The sequence below is a fragment of the Mesorhizobium sp. L103C131B0 genome, assembly GCF_000502275.1.
In the GTDB taxonomy this organism is placed as follows: Bacteria; Pseudomonadota; Alphaproteobacteria; order Rhizobiales; family Rhizobiaceae; genus Mesorhizobium.
Genome location: NZ_AYXC01000017.1, coordinates 66,411 through 84,613, shown reverse-complemented (window position 1 = coordinate 84,613; position 18,203 = coordinate 66,411). Strand labels below are relative to the sequence as shown.

At 61.0% G+C, this 18,203-nt stretch carries 16 protein-coding genes and 1 pseudogene; 6 read left to right on the top strand and 11 right to left on the bottom strand.

Annotated features, from left to right (window positions below; genetic code table 11):
* Nucleotides 1-55 precede the first annotated feature (55 nt).
* The 9 genes from X730_RS141395 to X730_RS141435 form a co-directional block, all read right to left on the bottom strand.
* Nucleotides 56-355, bottom strand: a complete 300-nt coding sequence (locus X730_RS141395; protein ID WP_023687351.1) for a ferredoxin family protein — start codon at nt 353-355, stop codon at nt 56-58.
* Nucleotides 356-366: 11 nt separating this feature from the next.
* Entirely contained in the window at nt 367-1,674 is a 1,308-nt protein-coding gene (locus tag X730_RS141400; RefSeq protein ID WP_023687350.1) for an FAD-binding protein, read from the bottom strand.
* A 10-nt stretch (nt 1,675-1,684) separates the two neighbouring features.
* Nucleotides 1,685-2,794 (bottom strand): electron transfer flavoprotein subunit alpha/FixB family protein, encoded by a 1,110-nt coding sequence (locus tag X730_RS141405; RefSeq protein WP_023685019.1) that lies wholly within the window; start codon nt 2,792-2,794, stop codon nt 1,685-1,687.
* A gap of 18 nt (nt 2,795-2,812) precedes the next feature.
* Nucleotides 2,813-3,664 (bottom strand): electron transfer flavoprotein subunit beta/FixA family protein, encoded by an 852-nt coding sequence (locus X730_RS141410; protein ID WP_023672212.1) that lies wholly within the window; start codon nt 3,662-3,664, stop codon nt 2,813-2,815.
* 185 nt (nt 3,665-3,849) lie between these two features.
* Nucleotides 3,850-4,230 (bottom strand): nitrogenase stabilizing/protective protein NifW, encoded by a 381-nt coding sequence (gene nifW / locus X730_RS141415; protein WP_023687348.1) that lies wholly within the window; start codon nt 4,228-4,230, stop codon nt 3,850-3,852.
* The gene (gene nifV / locus X730_RS141420) at nt 4,227-5,435 is read right to left on the bottom strand and encodes a homocitrate synthase (RefSeq protein WP_023727119.1); all 1,209 of its coding nucleotides are present in this window, start codon (nt 5,433-5,435) and stop codon (nt 4,227-4,229) included. The genes nifW and nifV overlap by 4 nt, the downstream gene beginning before the upstream one ends.
* A 25-nt stretch (nt 5,436-5,460) precedes the next feature.
* Nucleotides 5,461-6,627, bottom strand: coding sequence for a cysteine desulfurase NifS (gene nifS, locus X730_RS141425; RefSeq protein WP_023827194.1), 1,167 nt, complete (start codon nt 6,625-6,627; stop codon nt 5,461-5,463).
* 36 nt (nt 6,628-6,663) lie between these two features.
* Nucleotides 6,664-6,891 (bottom strand): hypothetical protein, encoded by a 228-nt coding sequence (locus tag X730_RS1000000168270; protein ID WP_023827193.1) that lies wholly within the window; start codon nt 6,889-6,891, stop codon nt 6,664-6,666.
* 178 nt (nt 6,892-7,069) lie between these two features.
* The gene (locus X730_RS141435; protein WP_023672207.1) at nt 7,070-7,390 is read right to left on the bottom strand and encodes an iron-sulfur cluster assembly accessory protein; all 321 of its coding nucleotides are present in this window, start codon (nt 7,388-7,390) and stop codon (nt 7,070-7,072) included.
* Nucleotides 7,391-7,926: 536 nt separating this feature from the next.
* On the opposite strand from X730_RS141435, the gene hemP reads away from it, so the two are divergent.
* From hemP to X730_RS1000000167700, 6 genes and pseudogenes are all read left to right on the top strand, one after another.
* A complete protein-coding gene (gene hemP / locus X730_RS1000000167705) occupies nt 7,927-8,031 on the top strand; it encodes a hemin uptake protein HemP (RefSeq protein ID WP_023672206.1) in 105 nt (34 codons plus the stop codon).
* Between the two features lie 30 nt (nt 8,032-8,061).
* The gene (locus X730_RS141440; RefSeq protein WP_023672205.1) at nt 8,062-9,153 is read left to right on the top strand and encodes a hemin-degrading factor; all 1,092 of its coding nucleotides are present in this window, start codon (nt 8,062-8,064) and stop codon (nt 9,151-9,153) included.
* An 844-nt stretch (nt 9,154-9,997) separates the two neighbouring features.
* Nucleotides 9,998-11,215 (top strand): cytochrome P450, encoded by a 1,218-nt coding sequence (locus X730_RS141445; RefSeq protein WP_031197232.1) that lies wholly within the window; start codon nt 9,998-10,000, stop codon nt 11,213-11,215.
* Between the two features lie 39 nt (nt 11,216-11,254).
* On the top strand, nt 11,255-11,446 hold the full coding sequence (locus X730_RS1000000166610) for a ferredoxin (RefSeq protein ID WP_081725572.1): 192 nt from the start codon (nt 11,255-11,257) through the stop codon (nt 11,444-11,446).
* A gap of 329 nt (nt 11,447-11,775) precedes the next feature.
* Nucleotides 11,776-12,390 carry a nitrogen fixation protein NifQ gene (locus tag X730_RS141450; RefSeq protein WP_032910252.1) on the top strand — a complete coding sequence of 205 codons (615 nt, stop codon included), beginning with the start codon at nt 11,776-11,778 and terminating at the stop codon, nt 12,388-12,390.
* 264 nt (nt 12,391-12,654) lie between these two features.
* Nucleotides 12,655-12,761: pseudogene (locus X730_RS1000000167700) on the top strand (ABC transporter permease); the annotation flags it as partial.
* A 392-nt stretch (nt 12,762-13,153) separates the two neighbouring features.
* Here the strand turns inward: X730_RS1000000167700 and X730_RS141460 are convergent.
* Both X730_RS141460 and X730_RS141465 read right to left on the bottom strand, forming a co-directional pair.
* Nucleotides 13,154-16,897 carry a hypothetical protein gene (locus tag X730_RS141460; protein ID WP_023827189.1) on the bottom strand — a complete coding sequence of 1,248 codons (3,744 nt, stop codon included), beginning with the start codon at nt 16,895-16,897 and terminating at the stop codon, nt 13,154-13,156.
* A complete protein-coding gene (locus X730_RS141465; RefSeq protein WP_032910265.1) occupies nt 16,894-18,066 on the bottom strand; it encodes a Fic family protein in 1,173 nt (390 codons plus the stop codon). The genes X730_RS141460 and X730_RS141465 overlap by 4 nt, the downstream gene beginning before the upstream one ends.
* Nucleotides 18,067-18,203 lie beyond the last annotated feature (137 nt).

The following is an 18,203-nucleotide window of genomic DNA, read 5'->3' as shown; positions in this document are numbered from 1 at the left end:
ATGGCCGAGACTCAGCTGTACTGGATGATCGCCGCCTTAAGTGTGCGTGCGCCGGTCATCCGAATTTAAAGAGGATTCCGAAACCGCCGCGTGGATAGTTCCACTCGATCTCACCACTCGTCTCGCACAAAATCCGGCAGGTGCCGCACTCCATGCAGCCGTCGGCAGTGATCTCCACTTGACCCTTGTCGTTCAACTCATAACATTTCGCCGGGCAGACGTGGGTCAGCGCGAGCAAATTCGCGCTCGGCTTCTGGTGCGGTCGCACTTTGATGTGCGGGCGGCCGGAATCCACCAAGTAGCGGTTCTGGTAAAGCTTGTCCTCGACACGTGACTTCGTCGCTGCGCTGGTCATATCGTCTCCCCTCAGCGCCACGCCAATGCAAGGCGGACCGCGTCGCTGACCAGCCCCCAGCGCGAGCGCGCCTTGATGAAGGCCGCCGTGGTCGCCTTTTCCTTCTCGATCTTCGGCGTGCCGTCGACACGCATGAAGTTCTGCGCAGCTTGCGACATCAACCGCGGATAAGTCGTGAAATAATTGCTGGAATTGGTGTGGAGCAAGGCCGGCATGTCTTTGTATTTCCTCAGGTCCTTGACCACGAAGGACTTGTCCAGCATGGCTTTGTAAAGGGCGAGATTCCGTTTGTTCATCGGACCGTTGCGGCTCTTGACCTCGACGATTGCCTCAGCCGCAATGCGGCCGGAGGTCATGGCGAGGTTCGAACCCTCGCGGTGAATCGCGTTGTTCAGTTGCGCGGCATCGCCGACCACGACCCAACCATCGCCAAAGAGCTGCGGAATAGCCTTGTAGCCGCCTTCGGGAATGAGGTGTGCGGAATATTCTTTCACTTCCGAGCCGGCGATCAGCGGCCGGATCGAAGGATGGCTCTTCAAGGCATCAAGGAGAACGTAGGGGCTCTCGACCATCGCGGCAAAATCGGAGACGAGGCAGCCAATGCCCAGTGAGATGGACTCCTTGTTGGTATAGAGGAAGCCGAGCCCGGCCATGCTGCGGGAGGTCGTGCCCACCGCCTCGATCACGCAGCCCTCATCGCCCTTTACGCCAAACCGCTGCTCAATGACCTCTTCGGGCAAGAAATGCATTTCCTTGACGGCGAGGGCCACGGTTTGCGGCTTTGGCATCTCGCGCAGGCCGGCTCGAGTGCCAAGCAGTCCGCAGACACCTTCTGCGAGAACGACCACGTCCGCGTAGATGGCCCCGCCCGCCCGGTCTGTGCGGACGCCGATCACCCTGTCCTTGGCATCACGGATGAGTTCCGTCACGGTCGTCTCGCACAGAACGGTCGCGCCGGCCGCGCGCACCTTACGCGAAAACCATTTATCGAACTGGGCACGGATGATCGTGTATCGGTTGGGCTTCGCCTCATTGAAGTCGTCCGACCTATAGTGAATCCCGGTATGGGATGTGTCGTCCATCACCCAAAGCCGCTGTTCAACCAAATGCCGCTCGAGAGGCGCATCATCCCGGAAATCCGGGATGATCTTCTCCAGCATGTTCGCGTACATGATGGCACCCTGGACATTCTTGGAGCCCGGGTATTCACCCCGCTCCAACTGCAGCACCTTCAGGCCATGGCTGGCCATGGTGTAAGCAGCTGCGTTTCCGGACATGCCTGCCCCAACAACAATGGCGTCGAAGTTTTCCTCGATCATGTCCATCCCCTTAGCTCGAAAGCTTATCGCGACTGTGGGGCGACAGCCGCCGGGTGAAGGCTTCCGTCAGTGCGGGCAGGAAGCGGATCGCGTCGGTGACGATTCCGAGGTGAGCGAAATCGAAAATCGGCGCGTTCGGGTCGGTGTTGATGGCCACGATGAGATCCGCCCCCTCCACGCCAACCCGATGCTGGACGGCGCCGGAAATCCCGGCCGCTATGTAAAGCTTCGGCCGGATCGTCTTGCCAGTTTGGCCGATCTGCCGATCAGCTGGCATCCAGCTCTTCTGGACTAACGGACGCGAACAGCCGTGCTCGGCGCCGATTGCTCGTGCGAGGTTCTTCACAAGCTGCAGGTTCTCCGCCGCGCCAAGACCAAGGCCTCCCGCAACCACGACGTCGGCATAGGCAAGGTTTGCCTTCGCCGACTGATTGTCCGGCAGGAAGCCGAGGACTTTGGTAGCGATCTCGTCCTCGGCAAGCGAAAGCTTGTGCCGGATGACACGCCCGACCGGTTTATCCGTCCGCTGCGGCATGGGCATGACCCTCGGCCGCACGGTCGCCATCTGCGGGCGGAAATTGAGCGTATAGATCGTGCACAACAAGGAACCGCCGAAAGTCGGACGCGTGGCGGCGAGCGAACTGTCGGTATCTACATCGAGTTCGGTGCAGTCGGCCGTGAGCCCCGTCTGCAAGGTCGTCGCCACGGAGCCGGCAAGATCCCTGCCCAGTGTGGTGGCACCGAGAAGAAGGATTTCGGGTTTGTGGGTATCGACCAGATCCGTCAACGCCTTGGTGAAAGGTTCATTCCGATAGTCGGCGAGCAGGGGCGCCTCGGCGATGTAGACAAGGTCAGCGCCATACGCGAATGCTTCGGCAACGGCGTTCCCCACGGCCTCTCCCGGCGGTCCAAGCACGACACCTGCAAGCTGGACCTGAAGCTTGTCTGCTAAGTTGCGGCCTTCGCCGAGCAGTTCGAACGATACCGGATGGACCTCGCCACGTTCGAGCTCGATGAAAACCCAAACGTGCCGGTAGTCCTTGAAATGGGCGGGCAACTCCTTCTTTATGCCGGCGCGGCCGGCGGCAGGGCGAGGGGTTTCTCCATTCGCGGTCGACATCGTTTTTGCTCCTTGCCGTCACGCGCCGCCGTTAAAGGCGAGCTCATGTTCCAGCGCCGGCTGGCGGGTGAAGATTGCGGTGATGAGTTCGTCAGCGACATCGCGCAAGGCCTTCTCGGCGGTGTCGATTTGTGCCGCCTTTTCAGCTCGAGCAGGAGGGGCGAAAACACGTTTGACGACCGTCGGTGAACCGCGCAGGCCGCATTTGGTGAGATCCTCAATGCCGGCGTCGGCCGCGCTCCATTTCAAGACCTGGCTGCGCGCGGCGCACAAGGCGTCCTGGATCGAGCCCCGGCGGATCTCGTTTGTGCCTTCCAGCATGGTGATGAGGCAAGGGAGCCTGCTCTTCAGCATCTGTGTGCCGCCTTCGGAACGGCGCTCGACCTTGATCTCGCGTGCAGCAAGGTCGACAGAAGGGATCTTCGCGACATAGGTCAGTTGCAGGAGTCCGAGGCGCTTGGCGATGCCGGGCCCGACCTGGGCGGTGTCGCCATCGATCGTCTGCTTGCCGGTGAAGACGAGGTCTGGCGTGCCGAACGTCTCGCCAATCTTCGCGATTGCTTGGGAAAGGGCGAACGAGGTTGCCAGCGTGTCGGAGCCGGCAAAATAGCGGTCGGTCAAGAGCACCGCTCGGTCGGCGCCGTAACCGAGCGCCTTGCGCAGCGCGTCCTCTGCCATGGGCGGACCCATGGTGAGCACAGTGACTTCGCCGCCATGTGCGTCGCGCAGTCTGAGCGCTTCTTCGAGGGCGAACAGGTCGTAAGGGTTGATGATGGTCGGAACACCCTGGCGCATGATCGTGTTCGTGACCGGATGGACCCTTATCTGTGCCGAGTCCGGCACCTGCTTGATGCAGATTACGATGTGCATTGGCGGTTTCTCTAGGCTCCTGTCCGGGTCCGGCATTGCGGTTATCTCCTTTGTCCGCATTATTCGTGCCAAGTCTCTTGCGCTCCCCCTTTCCTACAACTTCGGCTGGTTGCTTCTGACGGCGCTGTGGTGATGACCGCATTTGGCGGCTGCTCGACATTGTCGCGTCGCACCCTTGTCGCCGGTCATTCCCGTCCGAACCGCTTCAGTACCGAGTCGAACGGAACAAAGGTGTGACCCGGCGCGGCAGGTTTGTTCGGATCGTGGTCCTTGAGCACCTTGAAAATCCGATGCGTGAGCGGCGAGGAAATCGCAAAGTCCTCGTAAGCTCGTTCGAGCGTCGCGCGCACCCTCGCGGCAATCACCTGGTCGGGCAGACCGGAGAAATCTTCTTCGGCGAGGTATTGGCCCACACGCTTCATGATATGGAGCCGCGAGACATTCAGTACCTTCGGGTCATAGGCGACGCCTAGGACTGAGAAGAATTCCTCTGCAGCCGACAAGCGCTTCAGTCGTGCGAGGATGTCGGTGACATCCATGGGGCGGCTGTCAGCGGAACAATTCATTGCATTCTTCCTGGTCGCAAAACTGTGGCCTCTGTGCGCTCGCGCACGGCTGACTTGGACCCGCACAGCTCGATGAGGGATGCCTCGCTGCACATTCCATCGTAGAGCTCGACCAGTCGAGTTGCAGTGACGGTCGATTTGGTCTCGGCCGCCTCGCGTCGGACGCGGGCCACCATCGCGGCTGCCAGATCCGGGTCGAGATCGCGACCGCTTTCGCTCAGCACATGGGCAATCGCAGTGGCGCCGGAATGCTTGCCGATGACGATCCGCCTGCAGCGGCCCACGAGAGTCGGATCGAGCCCCTGATAAGTACGCGAGTCCTTCAGCAGCCCTGCGACGTGAATGCCGGATTCGTGGGTGAATACATCGGCGCCGACGACCGGCTTAGTGGCTGCGGTCTGCCGGCGGGCGGCCCAAGCCACCTGGGCGGCGAGGCCGGGCAATGCGGTCAGCTCAATGCCGGTGTCTGCGCCGTCGAAGACTGCCATTGCGGCGGCCACCTCCTCCAGCGCGGCATTGCCCGCACGCTCGCCGAGCCCCAGGACGGTGACGGAGGCATGGCGCGCGCCTGCGCGGATCGCCGCCAGCGTGTTGGCGCCAGCAAGTCCGAGATCGTTGTGCGCATGAAATTCAAGGTCGATTGGAGACTGCACCACGAGCTGGGCGACAAGTTCGAAGGTCGAAAACGGGTCGAGAACACCGACTGTGTCGGCCAGCCTCACGCGGCTTGCGCCGGCGCGAGCGGCCGTCTCGATGACGCGGGCGAGATGATCCCGATTGGCCCGCGAGGCATCCTCGCAGCCCACCGCGACGAAGAAGCCGGCATCGGCGGCGCGCCTGACCATATGATCGATGACCTGGAGCGCTCCCGCCTTGTCGAGGCCGAGCTTGGCGGCAAGTTGGATGTCCGACGCAGGCAGCGACAAATTGACCGCTTGGACGCCGCTCTCGATCGCTGCATCGAGATCCAACGACGTCATCCGGCACCAGGCCATGAGCCGAACCGGAAGACGCCGCGCTACCACGGCGCGAATTGTTTCCATCTCGTCGACGCCCATGACCGGCGTGCCGATCTCGATCTCTGTCACGCCAGCCGCCGCAAGAGACTCAGCGATCTCCAGCTTTTCCGTCGTGGTGAAGGCGACGCCCGGCGCCTGCTCGCCATCGCGCAAGGTCGTATCGTTGAGGGAGACATGACCGGTCATGACAGGCAGCCTGTTCTTCTGCGGCTCACGCATAGACCGGACTACCCGGCCCAGAACCGGAAAAGCTGCGCAGCTTCCCCACGATTCCCGGCATGACCTCGAGTACCCGGTCGATGTCCTCTTCGCTGTTGTCCCGCGCCAAGGAGAAGCGGACTGCCGCGTGTGGCGTTTTCATCGCGCTTAGGACATGGCTTGGTTCCAGAGAGCCGGAGGTGCAGGCCGAGCCAGAGGAACACGCGATGCCAATGCGGCTGAGGAGAAGTGGAATTCCATCACTTTCGACATGTTCGAAGGAGATGTTTGCGGTGTTGGGCAACCGTTGCAAGGGATCACCAGTGACACAGGTGCTTGGGATGCGCTGGAGGATCCCGCCCTCCAGGCGATCGCGGAGCGACTTTACCCGTGTGGTCTCGTCGTCCATGAATTTCAAGGCGAGTTCGGCCGCCGTGCCGAGCCCGGCTATGCCGGGCGTATTCTCGGTGCCAGCACGCCGGTTGTGTTCTTGGTGACCCCCCTTGATCAGCGAATGGAAATCGACGCCACGTTTTACGAAAAGCGCACCGATCCCTTTCGGCCCGTGCAGCTTGTGGCCGGAGAGCGACAGCATGTCGATTGCGGTCGACTTCAGGTCCATCGGAAGCTTGCCGACCGCCTGCACAGCATCGGTATGGAATAGGGCGCCCACTTCCTTGGCCAACTCGGAAAGCCTTGCCACGGGGAAGATCACACCAGTCTCGTTGTTCGCCCACATTATTGATACGATTGCAACCTGTGGGGTGAGGGCGGCCATATAGGCGTCGAGATCGAGCCGACCACGGCAATCCACCGGGATCCTGTGCACCTTGAGGCGGCGGGTCTTCTCAAGATGCGCGCAGAGCGTCAGCACGGCGGGATGCTCGACCGCGGACGTCACGATCTCGGTTCGGTTGGGCGCCGCCTCGAGCGCTGAAAGAAGCGCTGCATTGTCGCTTTCTGTCCCACCCGAGGTGAAAGTGATCTCATCCTCGAACTGCGCGCCGATCAGCGCTTGCAACTGCCTCCGCGCCTTTCTCACCGCCGCACTGACTGAGGCGCCAAGAGCGTGTGCCGACGAAGGGTTGCCGAATTGATCCCTAAAGAACGGCAACATCGCTTGCACGACCTCAGGATCGACCCGTGTGGTTGCGTTGTTGTCGAGGTAGACAGGCTTCATAGGTGCGATCCTCAGTTAAACAGAATGACGCGAGCGCTAGACCGACTCGTTGAGCCTCTGGCGCATGCCGTTGATGATCATTTGAACTGGCAGCGCGCGCAGGCGCCCGGAGTGTTTGACGTAAACCGGATCTCCGTCGATATGGACATGTTCGCAGTGGCCGTAGGTCAGCCCGCAGGTACGGACGCCCGAACGCGATAACGCTACCGATGAGCCGAATTTGGCGCAGCGGCGCGATTTGTCCGCAAGCAGCTCGGGTGCCACCAGGAACCGAGCTGCTTCGGGAGGCGACGTTCTTTGAATCCTACTGGGAGCGAATGGCGGTCCCGAGATCGGCTTTGACCTTGTCTTGTTTTTTAGGACGGGGACATCTGTTGTGCCGGCCATATAAGTCTCCTCTGCCGCAAAATCACTCTGTCGGCCGCACAGACGCTTCGGGCGTTTAACTGAAGGACTTGCCGCAGCCGCACTTTTCGCGCGCATTGGGGTTATCGAAGACAAAACCGGAAGATTGGAGCCCGGTGAGGAAGTCGACGGTCATGCCGGCTACATGGGGTTGGGAGCCCGCGTCCACGAACAGCTTGACCCCATCTGTGTCAGTGATCGCGTCGCCCTCGCGCGACACGCTCTCCAGGCCCATTAAGTATTTGAAGCCTGCGCAGCCGCCGGCCTCGACCATAATGCGAAAGCCTTCCGCCGGCTCGCTGGCACGGCAAAGAGCAGTCTTGAAGGCGGCAACAGCGTTGTCGGTGAGCGTAATCATGGCTCCATTCTCCTCAGTCCGCGACCTGCTTGCCCATCACGTTGCATGCACCGTGCCAAAGCCAAAAAACGTTTCAACACAGCGCGGCATCTCTCGCACTGGTGCCTCTTGATTGCTGATAAGGTGTCGGCCAATCGACACGTGCTGTCGGGTTTGTCAGGTCCGGCACGAGGGATGTTGGCCTGAGTTCTTGGGTGAACTCACATCACCAAGGACAGAACTTCTTCTGAGCTTGCCTCGGCGCAATTGGCACGGTTTTTGAAGCTCCGTTTGGCGAGACGGCAAGAGCATGCCGATCCACAACCATGCCGTGGGTGCCATCGCGATGGATGGGGCGAAGCAAGGGAGTAACATGTCAGGACCGTGGTCAGATACGCGTTGTTGGCAAAGCAGCGCCGCTCGTGGCATCCGAATGCCCGCTTGGCCGATTGCGACAACATCCATACTGGCTCACCACCGCCCAGTAGCCGCCGACCGGCTCGATGGGATGCCATCGGCATGTGGCTGCTCGCCGGTTTTCGCATCGGTGCGACGCCGTGCGCACGCTGTCCAGCGACACCTTGTTCATGGGCCAGCAGCAGATCAGGATCGAGCATTTCGGCGCGCCTTATCGGCTGAAGGTTCCCGGGCAGGGCAGATGATCCTCACACGTCGTAGAAACAGGGGTACGCATGGACCAACGCGAGAAACCGTCGCCCGACGAAATCCGGCGGGCGTGCAAAGACAATCCGAAGATCCGGGAGCATGATCTCGCCGCTCGATTGGGCATTTCGGAAGCCGAGTTGGTCGCGGCGCATTGTGGTCACGGCGCGGTGCGCATCGAGCCGCGCGTCGATGATCTGCTGACCGGCCTCGAAGCGGTCGGCGAGGTGATGGCGGTCACCAGCAACGAAAGTGCCGTGCACCAAAAGATTGGCGTCTACGGCAAAGTGGTCACCGGCAACCAGCATGCCATACTGCTCGGCGACGAGATCGACCTGCGCATCTTCCCGAAAGCGTGGGCGTATGGCTTCGCCGTCGAGAAGCGCGAGGGGGCCGAGATCCGCCGCAGCCTGCAATTCTTTGATGCCACCGGCGAGGCGATGCACAAAGCTCATCTCACGCCCGCCTCGAACCTGCAGGCCTATCAGGATCTGACGGCAGAGCTTGTATCCCCCGACCAGGAGCCGATCATATCGCTCGAGGCGAGCGGGGCGCGCGATAACGCAGTGAGTCCAGACCACGCCACCACGGTCGACGACCTACGCGAGCACTGGGGCCGGCTAAGCGACGTGCATCAGTTCTACCATATGTTGAAGACACTGAAGCTCAGCCGCTGCCAGGCGATGCGTATGGCCGACGAGGATGACGCCTGGCTACTCGACAATGATGCCATTGGCGCCCTGTTCCAACAGGCGGCCGAAGACGAGATGCCGATCATGTGCTTTGTCGGCAATCGTGGTTGCATTCAGATCCATTCCGGCCCGATCAGGTCGGTCAAGCAGATCGGGCCGCGGATCAATGTGCTCGAAGAGACCTTCCATCTGCATCTTAGGACCCATCGCATCCGCGAGGTCTGGGCCGTGCGCAAGCCGACGAGGGATGGTCACGTTACGTCCATTGAAGCCTATGGCGCGGACGGCAAGATGATCATCCAGTTCTTCGGCACGCGCAAGGAAGGCGAACGCGAGGGCAGCGACTGGCGGTTTCTGGCCGAGAGTCTGCCACGCGTTCCCGGTCCGACCTCCAGGGGTGTGTTGACTGCCGACAGGTCCTCGGATTGAATTGGCAGCGATAGGACTCAGCACCACGTTCCGACAGCGGCTCGCGAGCAAATCTAGGTCCATGAGCGGAAAAGATGCCGTCGTAGCGCATGCGCATGGTCAGGTGATGCACGCCGGAATGGACCGCATCTATACAGTCAAGCTGGTCGCCGGTCGGCACCGGTGCGCACGAGTGCATCGCCGTCTGCCGGAAAAGCCTTGCAGCGCCTGCGAGCGATAAAACGCATACGCCATCAGCGCCGAACCGAAGCGCGGCTTGACCTTTTTAATATTTCCGATCGTCTCGCGCAAGCGCCGTCGGGTCTTCTCGGACCGCACCCGATCCTTGCGCTGGATCGCGTCATTGCTCAATCCGGGCCGTGCGAGCGATCTACTCGCTCGTCGACCGGCAGGCTGTGCAGCAACAGCCAAGCCGAACAGCCCGATGTCGCGGGCTCGACAAAACCGACCACGGATGTCGGTTGTCGGACGTTGTCATAAGAATGATGGACAGGTGATCATCAGCGGCAGACCCAGCGCAGGCTGGCATTGCTTGGTGCACCGCCATGGCTACCCTATCCGGCACGCGACTTGCTTCGACAATTTGATCAGCAGGGCAGAGGTGATTGACCAGTCTCTCAACCCTAACGGGGAAGCGGCCGCTTTGCTTCATGACCGGAGCGCGGCGGAGATGCCCCTCTGATCGACTTCGCAACCCATCTCATCCGCGCTGGTGCAGGTGGGCTGTATCAGGCGACAGAATCTAGAAGGCGCCCGACAAGAGACGTGCCCATGCTGGAAATCGACTTTATGAACAGCGGTGCAATCTCAATTGAGCCATGAACGCCAATGTAGAGAAAACAAAATGGCGACCAACCCCGTTCCAGATCATGTCCCGCCCGAAATGGTGAGGGACTTCAGCCTGTTTACATCGCCAGGGATGCCACCAACACCCAACGGGGATCCACACGCAGCTGTCGCTTGCGTACATGACGGGCCTCCGATCTTTTACTCCCGCTACAACACGCAAGATGGCCGGGGTACCTGGGTCATCACCCGTGCCGCGGACCAGCGGAAGGTGCTGCAGGACGCAGAGACTTTTTCCAGCCATCGCAGCATCTTCTCCTCCATACTGGGTGAGAACTGGCCGACGATCCCGCTTGAGCTCGATCCACCGGCCCATGGCGTCTTTCGCTCACTGCTTAATCCGCTGCTTTCGCCAAAGCGGGTGTTGGCTTTGGAACCGGCTGTCCGCGAACGGGCGGTCGAGCTGATCGAAAGGATCGCCGCGTCGCGCACAAGCTGCGACGTGATGAAGGATTTTGCCTTTCCTTTCGCGGTGAGCACCTTTCTTCGCTTTCTGGGGTTGCCTGATGACCGACTCGATACATTCGTCGGCTGGGGGAAAGATCTGCTCCACGGCGACGATAAGGAACGACCTGTGGCTGCCCGGACGATCGTGGCATTCATCGACGAACTTGCAGCCATGCGCCGCGATGAGGCGGTTGACGATTTCATGACCTTTATAGTGCAGGCACAGGTCGAGGGCCGCCGGCTGACTGACACCCAAGTCCGCGGCATCGGCGTGCTTGTCTTCGTCGCTGGGCTCGACACGGTCGCAGCAGCTATAGGCTTTGACTTGGCGTACCTCGCACGCAACCTCAAAGATCAGCAATTGCTGCGGAGCGAACCGGACCGCATCCCGCTCGCAACCGAAGAATTGCTGCGGGCCTATCCGCCCATTCAGTTGATCCGCGTGGCCACGAAAGATATCGACTTCGAAGGCGCGCCGATCCGGAAGGGGGACTATGTTTCCTGCGCCACGATGATTGCCAATCGTGACCCGGCGGAATTCGAATGCCCCAACACGATTGATTTGGAGCGGGAGGACAACCGCCACGCAGCGTTTGGCTATGGTCCCCACCGTTGCCTTGGCTCACACCTTGCCCGGCGGGAGATTGTCATTGGCCTGGAGGAGTGGCTGGCGCGCATCCCGGCTTTCAGGATCAAGCAGGGTACGGCGCCGATAACTTCTGGCGGCCATGTGTTCGGGATCGAAAATTTGGTCCTGGACTGGTCTTAGGCCCGCCCCGAGCCGGGCACAGACAATGGAGGCAGCGCCATGCGCATCATCGTCCAAAAGGCCAAATGCCAGGGCCACGCGCGATGCGCGGCGCAAGCGCCGGACATCTTTAAACTCGATAATGACGGTTACATCCTGCCTGGTGACATTGAAGTTGCGGAAGGGGAGGAACTGCCTGCATCACGAGGCGCGCGATCCTGTCCTGAACGTGCGCTGGAACTCACTCGCTGACGCTCTGGATGAGACGGCATTCAACCGTGAGTCTGGCGGCTTGAACCATGTGGCCGCACTCAGCACGCGGCGTTGTCCTGCACGGTCCACGTCCAACTCTGCGGGGCATTTCCGGCGCCAGTGTTCCCGTGAGGCGCAAACGGCAGGGCAGGGGTTCGCGAACCTCTTCGAATCACAGAATTTGCGTCAGAGACGATGGACCAGACGAGAATTGCCGAACTACTCGACGCGAGGCGACCCGGAGTGCCGTACCGAAGAACTGCCCGACCCATGTTGCGGCAGGCCGGCTCTCTGCATGATTTGATAGGGCGAAACCAGGAGAACGCACCATATTTGCCCAACATTATGCCCGGCTCAGCACCGGCCAATGGCCGCAGCTGGAGAGAAGGTTCGACCAGCATGTGCTTGCCTGTGTGCTTTCACGTGCGCTCGAGGAGATCGAGGCCGGCGAGGCGACGGCGACGGAGGCAACCGGACTTTCGCGCGCCGAGTTGCGCGATGTCCTGTCCCGCTGTTTCCCTGCTTTTCCTATCAACGCGTTTGCCTTGGAAGAGGGGAGCGAGCCTGAGCCGGATCTGGAAGAAGAACTTCTGCGCGGACTGCTGCTGGCGCATGCCCGGCCCGACGACAAGGCAAGCGCCCGCTTCGCCAAGATCATCGCCCGGCGTGCCATGCGCAATGACCACCTCTGGCAAGACCTTGGCCTTTTTAGTCGAAGCGACCTCGGCCGCCTGCTCGCCTCGCATTTTCCGACGCTGGCGGCCGGCAACACCCAAAACATGAAATGGAAAAAATACTTTTATCGCAAGCTCTGCGAGGCCGAAGGCTTTTCGCTGTGCAGCGCGCCCAGTTGCCGGGAATGCAATGATGTCGAAAGCTGCTTCGGCCCGGAGGAAGGCGAAAGCCGCCTCACACGGATCAAGAACGGCATCGCCTCGGATTGAGAACCGCTTTCGTCTGTCGTACAGCCGCAGCGCTCGCGCCGCGCCATATGTCTCTTACGAACGTAGACTGACGCCTTCGGGGATTGAATGCTGTGCCTGCTGTCCGATTAGTCGCCATGCTCACTTCGGCGGGCGCCGTCATGATGGCGGTGCGGGATGCGGCCCGCACCATCGCCGCCGAGCAACTGGTGTTCTCCGGGCCGTTGCTGCTCGCCTGCCTGGCGGTTGCGGCGCCTGGGCGGCCGCGGTTCACCGCCGTCATTGTTCGCGCTGGTGCACAGTTTCGCCTCGATCACCCATTGGGGTGGCCAGATTGTCTCCGGCGTCGCCATCAATTTCGTTGCTGCGGCTCCGCCATCATTCTCGGCCAGTTTCCGGCGGCGCGCGCGCTGGGGTTCCTGGAAGCTTTTCGAACTTTCTGCCTTGCGCCTCCAGCTGAATTTCGCGCGCTCATGAAGGAAGTTGACGGCCCTGGACATACAGTGATGCAAGCATGATCGAACCGCTTATTCGGGGGTTCGAGTCGGGAGAGGGCTACCGCCAATACAGCGCTGTTGTAGAGATCGTCTGCTAACGGACCATTCGCGGTGAGTTTATGCGGTTTAGATCTGGTTTTGCTTCAACCGAGTCCCGGCGCTGGTATCAAAGGGACTCAGACGGCCGCACCGGCAGAATCGCGTATGTTCGCGCACTCTCTTCGACCTTTCTGAGTTGCACCCAAGCCCGGTAGCGCGGGTCAATACTAGCCCCGAATATTTTACGTTTAATTGGCTGCTTTGCGCCTCATCTGCCCACTCAGGATCAGCGCGTCGGTGAGCGACCACTCCCGGTCACTATCCTCCACCGCTCGGGCATAAGCCCGGCGGCGCATATGTACGCGGTAACTCGGCTCGGGATGATCCTCGGCAAGGGTCAAAATCTCCCGATAGGTTGCTTCGCCTGGGATCGCCGAAAGGAGATTGAACAAACTGTTACGGGCATCTTGGGCATCATCGCGCGTCGTGGGCGAATAGACGCGGCCGTTCGCACGATCGAGGTCTTCCCTCGATCGGATATGTTGGTGCATCAGCACATAGAGCGCTTTGAGAAATTGAGGACTTTTCCAGGCGCTAGTCGACAAGCCCGACTGATAACTGCCGCCTACGAGAGAGACGACGAACTCCTCGGCAAAGCGTGCGTCGTCGGGCGACGAGAGCGATTCGAGATGAGCGTCGAGGACCGGGATCGCTGCGTCGGGAGCGCAATCCACCCACATGGCGAGCCAACTGGCAAACTGGTTCGCGGGAGTAGTCGCGTCCTCAACACGACGACGGGCGAGGGCGGCGAGAGAGGCGGTCGAAAGTCCACCGCTGATCATGATCGTGCATCCATGGCGCAGGCAATCGCCATTCGCGGCACCATGCTCGGACAGCCAATCATGGATCGACGGTGCCAAGGCCGCGTGTAGCCAAGGCGCGTGGTAGACCAGGTCGTGGAGCATGTAATGCATCGGCTTGGCACCGCTATTGGCCAGTTCCCAGCGCGTCTCGCCCCAAATCAGATCGAAACCGGCTTCAGGATGGGCACGGTAGAGCGGTTCAAGCCAGTGCGGAAAACCATTCAACTCGGAGAAGACGTAATGCAGGGCATGCAACGCATCGTCGTTGCCGAGCTGGGTCAGGCCCCTCCCATCATCGCCGGACTCGATCTCGAGCCCTGCCATTGCGAAGATCAACGCATAGGGAATGGAGTTGCTACCGCCATTTTCTGAGCGCAGGGTTGGGCGATAGGCGCGCCAATGTAGCTGAGCACCATCGCGAAAAGCCACGGCGACCGCCTCGCCGAATTCGGGAATGAGCATCTGCCATTTGCTACCAGCGCCGCGGCTGATTCGCATCCCATCGCCCTCAACACTCTGCAGCAGATGAGCTTGGTCCCAACTCATCTGTCCGGGTTCTAGGCCAGCCGGCTCGCGCACGAGGTCGGGATTTGCCTTGAGTCGTGCGACGAGCGCCGCCCGGCCGGCCGCCTCATTCTCGTCGCGCCTGCGGCGACGTTGTGCCCATTTGCGCTCATTGGCGCGCCACCGCCTCCGCTCTGGCGACGCCATCGGGCGCATTAAGGTCTTGAGTTTGGATTCCAGAATAGGATCGCCGCCAACCGACCGCCACAGAAGCCGGCGCCAACTACGAGGACGCCGGTTCTGCGCATAGGTACGAAACGTCCGGGACAATGCCAGCGAACGATCATCAGCTAAGTCTCGCGTTCTGGTCCAACCAAGCGTGCGCGAGAAGCTTGGTTCGTCAAATGCCCAGAAGTGACCCATCCAACTGACGGTCCAGTCGTCGTCCACCGGCTTGTCAGTGTCCTCACGTGCTTCGCGTACCATCGCGACCGTGTGCCAGAACAGTGCATCATTCAGTGCCGTCCACCGCGGGACTAACTTGTTAAGCTTGGTCCGATGCTCGTGTTCTTCGCTGGCGCCCCAATGTCGCAGGGCAGGCGCCTGGCTCAGTACCGCCAGCGGGGCGGGGTCGAAGCAGGCTTGCGAGCGGCTGACGATTAGGCGTTCGACGGCATGCATTGCCGGCGCCATCAGCCAGCGGAGGGTTTCCGAGATCTTGCATTCGCGTCGTTGGATATGCGGTTCGCGCGCGAGGAAATCGGCCAATCCCTCGATGAGTCGAACTAATGGCCGCTCCGGGGCAGTGTCGCTGGTTAGCGGTAGCCGATCGATCAGACTGCGAATAGCCTGACTAAGGCCTGTGGTCTCGAATCGTTCGTGCGACTCGACCGTTTCTAGTGACGCGAGCAAAAGGTCGACCGAAGCGAGATCTGGTGGCGCCCCATCGACAAGTTCGCCCAAAAGCCGGCGCGGCAGCACTACACCGGATGCATTCAGCGCAGACCATAACTCCCTGCCAGCGTCAGCACCGCCGATCGTCGAGACCGCACGGGTCGAAACAATACGCGCGTAGATGCCACGGTCAGGATCACGCGCGACTGGGGACAGTCGTTCGGCGGCGACCGCCATAGCACCCTGCCACACCAACCGGCCGAGGAAGAAGATGACGTCATCATTGTCACCATAGGCGCCGAGCAACGCCAACGTCTCATCGGTAAGGTCGGGTTGTGCGATCCTGGCAATCGCGCTGTTGTCGCCACCGCGTGAGTCTCCAGTGGCTATGCGCTCGACAAGATCGCGCAAGATGCGCTTCCGAACCTCGATCGGCAGGCGGGCTGGATCGCCGCCTTCGGTGATGATCTCCGGTTGCAAAGCGAGAGCCCGATCTCGTACGCGCTCATCGAAGAGGATGAGCCATGGTAGCAGCGGACGCGTGCGCGGCACGACCACGGCTTCCCCGTAGACTTCGCGGAATAGCAAAGCCTCAATCTTGGCGCGAAGCTCGGGGTTCGCCAGCGCGCCGGCCAACTCCTGCGCCGCCAGCAGTTCGCGGCTCTCGCGATGGCGGAAGCGCACCATTTTGTAAATCGCGTCGGTGAACACTCCCCGGCCGAGCAGCTCAAGGATCTCGGCGATCGTCCAGTCATGCAGAACTGCGACGGCATCGATCCCCCCGCCAGAGGCCCCGGGCATCTGAATGTTGGCCTCGCCGGTGAGTGTCGTTGCAATCGCGATGCGGCGGGCGCCTTCCACCGCCTTTTCTAACGATAGTGTGACGAGCCTGCCGGCTGAAGGCGCAAGTCTGCGCCGGAGACCGCGTTCGAGTACCGCCAGGCGACTGTCAAGCGAGCCGGTCTCCCCCCAGACGGCGAGGATGTCTTCCAGATCGAACGGAAGCTGGGCGATGACGAATAGATCGGTGCGTTCGAGCGCCTCGATCAACGCGTCGGCATCGCTCACTCCCCGATGGCCGGCAAAGATGCGGATATCGTCGGGGTCAAGTGGAGCAAGTCGAAAGAGTTCAAGGCCCGGCTTGGCATCGTTCTTGGCCGCTGACACCTCGGGCTCGGCCTCATCGCCGGTCGCCTCGCGTACGGGCGGCTCATAGGGCAGCAGTTCTTCTATCAACGCACCGTCGATCCTAGATCGCCAAGCGTATGGCCGGCTCGAAATATAGACATGCGCGCGCTGCCGTGCATCGTGGATACGGCTGGCAAAGGCGCGAATGGCCGTCTCGAACGCGCGCGGCGCCTCGAGCCTGACCTCGTCCACGGAATCGAGGAAGAACCAAGCTTCGCCGGTTCCCGCTAGCCACGCCTCGAAAGCCTCCGGCTTGCCGACCTCGAACGCGGCCCCAAACGCCTCGTCGATATCCTCGATCCTGATGAAGAAGGCATTGCGGCCACGTGCCGCAAGACGCTCCGCCTCCGCCTTAAGCTCAAACGTCTTGCCCGCGCCGGCATCGGCAAGGATCACGCATCGATAAGCGTCGCGAAGCGATCCCCATTCAAGGCGCTTACCCCGATCGAGGATCGTCCAGATGTTTTCAAGATCGACATCTGCGTCCTGATATTGGCGGGAGATCGGCGTGAACCGTCGGATAAGGGGGACGGCGCCGCTCACGGCCCTGACCCTGCATCGAGCGGATAAAGCCTCGGAAACCAGCGCTCGGCTATATTGGCCGGAAAACCCAACCGAAGCGGTGCCCGACTGCTCGACGATGTCAGCATGCCCCGATCGATCAGCGCCGAACTGATGATCCGCGCCGCGCGTTCCTCGTAGCCAGTGAGAGACGGCACCCGGCCGCGCTCGACCTCGCCATTGAGCGCTGCCTCTCGGAGTACCACGAAACTACCTCGTGGCAGCCGCTTGGCACGGACTTCTTCCTCGATATGCAGTTCCATCCGGCGCAGTAACACGTCGGGCTCAAGCAACTCGCCCATGAAGGCGATCTGATCGAGCGCGCGTTCAAGAAAGAATCGTGAGAAGGCGACCAAACCGCGCTGTGTCAAGTTCCCGCGCCCGTCGCGGTCGCCTTCCCGAGGACCATCGGCCGCCATCAGCAACTGTTTGTAACGGGTCTCTTCACGCGCAAGGCCGCGCGCGACCGACCAAAGACTTGTGCCAATGCCAAGCCTTTTCAGGAGTGCGTGTGACATCAGTCGCGCAACACGCCCATTGCCGTCGAGAAAGGGATGGATCCAAAGGAAGCGATGATGGACAGCGCCAACAGACTGGACCTGACGTAGGCGCGATAGAGTTGGGGCCGTATAAGCCTGATCGAACCGGGCGAGGAATCGTGGCAGGTCACCGTGAAGCGGAGGTTCGTGACGCCCAACACGGACATCGCGGGTTCTTAACTGGCCAGGCACCACTCGGAGCCGTTCGCCCGTGTCAGGATTCTCGACCCAAAGGAACTCTTCTGGCAGCCGCTCACAAAATCGCTCATGCAGCCAGCGAGCGTAGGTTGCAGTCGCCGGCCAGATCTCCGGATCCTTTTGCTCATCGATCAACTGCTGCACGTAGATATGCGCAACAGCCTCCTGCTGGAGTTCGCGCTGCTTGGGTTCACTCGAAAAGTCATTTGCTAGCGCACGGTCGATGTCGCGCGGATGAGTATCGTGGCCCTCGATCAGGTTTGAATAGTAGCAATTCATCGAGCGCACGAGCGCACCAACAGTCTCCCGCACGATCGGGTGCATGCGGCCGGCAAGGCGGCCGGCATCCAACAGCAACTGCGCTGTCGTGTCCTCAAGATCGCGCACACCCTCTTCGGGTAGCATCGGTTCCATCGCGCTAGTGCCCATGCCGGAAATTATGCCGCATTTCATGCCGCTTGTATATGCCGGATTTCATGGGAAAAGATGCGAATCATACCGCTATCCATGCCGGTTATATTTCCGGTTAGCTCCGTGGACCACTGCATGGG